Raw genomic sequence first — 3,248 nt, 5'->3', positions numbered from 1 at the left:
GACCAGGAGGTCTGGTCCGGGCGGCCCCGGTGTGCGGGACGTCAGCCGCTGTAGACGCCCACCTCGTGGAGGGAGTAGCCCCACTGCGTGCCGCGGCCCACGCCGTGGACGCGTACGTAGCGGGCCGTGGTGCCGGCGAACCGGGCGGTGTCCAGGCCGCCGTCACCGGTCGTCGTCGACCAGGCGGTCTGCCAGTTCGAGCCGTCCGTGGAGAGCTCGATCCGGTACGCCTTCCCGTACGCGCGCTCCCAGTCGAGGGTCACCCGCCCCACCAGGCTCGCGCTCCCCAGGTCCAGGGTCAGGGACTGGTCGTCGCTCCAGTCGCTGGCCCAGCGGGTGCCCCGGTCGCCGTCCACGGCCCGGCCGGGCGCGTAGCTGGTGATGAGGTTCCACTCCGAGGAGCTCGCGGAGGCGGAGGCGCCCGCCGCGAGGTTCACGCCGGCCTGGTGCCGCTCGGAGGCGCCCCAGGTGGTGAGGTAGGACTCGGCGCCGCGGAACAGGTCGTCCACCACGTCCTGGCCGCCGACGCGCCGGATGTCCTCGATCCAGTCGGGGACCAGGCCGTAGTGCGCCGCGCCGTCGGTGTTGATGTCCCACGTGCGCTGCCCGGCGGTCTGCCGGTCGATGACGGAGCCCCCGTCGGTACTGCGGAACGGGTACTGCACCGCGTTCGGGGCCCCGGCGCCGCGCGGGCCGGGCCAGCCGCCGACGCCGTTCATGTCGGTGCCGTAGCCGTAGCCCACGTGGTACTTGTCGCGCAGCGCGTCGGTGCGCTTGGCCTCCGCGCTGAAGCCCTCGGACCCGTTCATGTACTGGGCGGCGAAACCGCCCAGCTTGTAGAGCCGTTCGGTCCAGCCGAGGTCCATCCAGCTGTGCGAGGAGATCACGCCCGGGTACGACTGGGACTCCAGGATGTCGAAGGCCCGGCCCGCGGCCTTGACGCTCATGTGGTCGACTTCCAGCATCATCTTGCGCTTCATCATGCCGCGCACCGCGTACTCGCCGAGATCGGTGAGCCCGCGGGTGTTGCACTGGGCGTCGGCGGCGTAGGACGGGACCGTCACGCCCGGCGGGAGCTCCTTCTGCGCCCCGGGGGCCGGTGCGAGGCCGATCGGGTTGTCCTTCTGCGGGCCGGTGCACTTCTCGGTCTGCCAGAAGGTGCCGGTCGACAGGAACTGGCCCACGTTGATCGCGGTGCCGAGGGCGCCCTCGTCGAAGCGGACCCCGCACAGGGCGTTGTCGAACTTGTGGCACAGGAACATGCTGCGCACGCCCAGCTGGTGCAGCTCGTCCAGGCCCCGGTCGATGTCCGCCTTGCTGCACTGCGAGACGTCCAGGATCATCTTGCAGCCGAAGGGCTCGGAGGTCTCCACGCCGAGGACGACGGCCAGTTTGCCCTGCTGGACCACCTGGCGGGCCTGCGCGGAGTCGGTGACGATGCGGAACCAGCCCTTGCCCGGGCCGCCGTACATCGTGTCGATGTAGGCCTGCATGTCGTACGTCTTCTGCGCTTCCAGACGGATCGCGGTCATCTCGTCGCAGCCGCGGTCCTTGAAGAAGTACACGGAGCAGATCACGCCGTTGGTGACCAGGTCGTTGACCAGCACCCGCTGGCCGCCGCGCCAGGCCCGCTCGATCCAGGCGTAGTAGTTCTGCTGGTGGGTCAGCGAGTCGTGGGCCGGCCAGTCCTTGAAGGTGGGCCAGCCGTCGGGGTCGTGGCGGCCGTCGCCGCCCTTGGTGATGAAGTCGAAGACGGCGAGGGAGCCGTCGGGGTAGTGCTCGGGGCAGTCCTTGAGCGCGTCGGCGACGCCGAGGTCGGAGAACGGCTTGCCGCAGATGAGGCGGCCGCCGAAACCCTCGTTGGACATGATGTGGTCGTGCGCGTCGACGAAGCCGCGGACCCGGCCCTGGGCGTCGGTGCCCTTGAAGGGCTCACCGGTGACGTTGACGTCGGAGTCGGGCTGGGGGCGTGCGGTCGGGGTCCACCAGCCGCCGTCGGCCGAGGAGCTGGGTACGGGGCCCAGCACCATGGCCAGTACGGCGGCGACGAGCAGCGACAGGAGTGCGAAGGGGCGGCGCCTTCGGCGCGGGCGTGGGGGGCGGGGGTGAGGGGTCAAGGTCATCACTCGTGTCTTCGGTCGGCGGAGGGGCGCGGTCGAATCCGGGCATGAATTGTCATGCCCCGCACAAACGGTGCGTCGAGAATCGCCAGTGGCGCGAAAGGAGTCAAGAGTCCGGGACGGATGACCTGATGGGCCGTAAGGTCGGGGCATGAGCGAGACGGTCGTGGTGTACGAGTACGAGGGACAGCCGTCGGCCCACCCGGCCGGGGAGGCGTCCTCCGGCGGGGAACGGTCCCCGCTGCGGGTGCACGCGGCGCCCGCCGCCCCGGGCAGGCCCGCCGTCCGGGGCCCCCGGACCCTCTGCGGCCGGGACACCTTCGCCATGGAGACCGCCCCCTGGCGGCCCTCCGAACACCCCGGCGCCCCGTGGTACCCGCCGGAGGCCGCCGACCGCGTCTGCCCCGCCTGCGACGACGCCGCGGGCGACGGCTGAGCGCTGCCCGCGGCGACGTGCCGGCGGCGAGGTGTCAGCGGCGATGTGCCGGCGGCGACGTGTCAGTGGCCGGGGCCATGTCGTACGTGACCCACATGGTCCGCGTGGCCACCTGGTCGTACTTCGCACGGGCCCGGTGGTTGTCGTCGGCGGTGATCCAGCGCACCACGCTCCACCCGCGCTCTTCCGCGAGTCCGCGCAGCGCGCCGAGCAGCAGGTCGGCGGCGCCCGAACCGCGGTGCTCCGGAGCCACGAACAGGTCGTCCAGGAAGCAGCCGGTGGTCGCGGACAGCGGCCGGGCGAAGGGCCGGTAGTGGGCCAGCCCCAGGAGGCGGCCCGCGGCGTCCTCGGCGACGAGCGCGCCGACCTCGTGGCCGGGATCGCCGATCCACGCCCACACCGTCCGGGCCGCCTCCTCGGTCTGTTCGACCCGGTAGAAGTCGGCGTAGCCGCGGTAGAGGGCGCGCCACTGGTCGAAGTCCCCGGGGCGGGCGGTGCGGACCGTGATGTCGGACATGGCGGGGCGGCTCCTGTGATCGGGGGTGGGAGGCGGACGGGAGCGATCCCCCTTCCGCCGAGGCAACCGATCATGCGCGAGCCGGGCGCGCCCGGGGCCTGCCGCCATGTCGAAAGACCGGCCGCGAGCCCGCCGCCGACATCGCGGGGGAGGGTGGCCGGGCCGCAGGTGTCCT

The 3,248-nt window shown here is 72.3% G+C and carries 3 protein-coding genes; 1 reads left to right on the top strand and 2 read right to left on the bottom strand.

Features of this window, described 5'->3' with window-relative positions:
* Positions 1–41 precede the first annotated feature (41 nt).
* The gene (locus ACFV0Q_RS40150; RefSeq protein WP_385012870.1) at positions 42–2,030 is read right to left on the bottom strand and encodes a discoidin domain-containing protein; all 1,989 of its coding nucleotides are present in this window, start codon (positions 2,028–2,030) and stop codon (positions 42–44) included.
* Between the two features lie 241 nt (positions 2,031–2,271).
* Between ACFV0Q_RS40150 and ACFV0Q_RS40145 the strand changes: the two genes are divergently transcribed.
* Positions 2,272–2,556 (top strand): hypothetical protein, encoded by a 285-nt coding sequence (locus ACFV0Q_RS40145; protein WP_385012869.1) that lies wholly within the window; start codon positions 2,272–2,274, stop codon positions 2,554–2,556.
* 34 nt (positions 2,557–2,590) lie between these two features.
* Here ACFV0Q_RS40145 and ACFV0Q_RS40140 read toward each other — a convergent pair whose 3' ends face one another.
* Positions 2,591–3,073: a GNAT family N-acetyltransferase gene (locus tag ACFV0Q_RS40140; protein WP_385012868.1), complete on the bottom strand. Its 483-nt coding sequence runs from the start codon at positions 3,071–3,073 to the stop codon at positions 2,591–2,593.
* Positions 3,074–3,248: the final 175 nt, after the last annotated feature.

Origin of the sequence: Streptomyces sp. NPDC059564 (genome assembly GCF_042735575.1) — a bacterium.
Lineage (GTDB): Bacteria > Actinomycetota > Actinomycetes > Streptomycetales > Streptomycetaceae > Streptomyces.
Note: the sequence above shows the minus strand (reverse complement) of the source record. Positions and strands in the feature narration are given on the sequence as shown.

Coding starts and splice junctions, on each gene's coding strand:
- ACFV0Q_RS40145 (WP_385012869.1), top strand. CDS start 2,272: ATGAGCGAGACGGTCGTGGTGTACGAGTACGAGGGACAGCCGTCGGCC.
- ACFV0Q_RS40140 (WP_385012868.1), bottom strand. CDS start 3,073: ATGTCCGACATCACGGTCCGCACCGCCCGCCCCGGGGACTTCGACCAG.
- ACFV0Q_RS40150 (WP_385012870.1), bottom strand. CDS start 2,030: ATGGTGCTGGGCCCCGTACCCAGCTCCTCGGCCGACGGCGGCTGGTGG.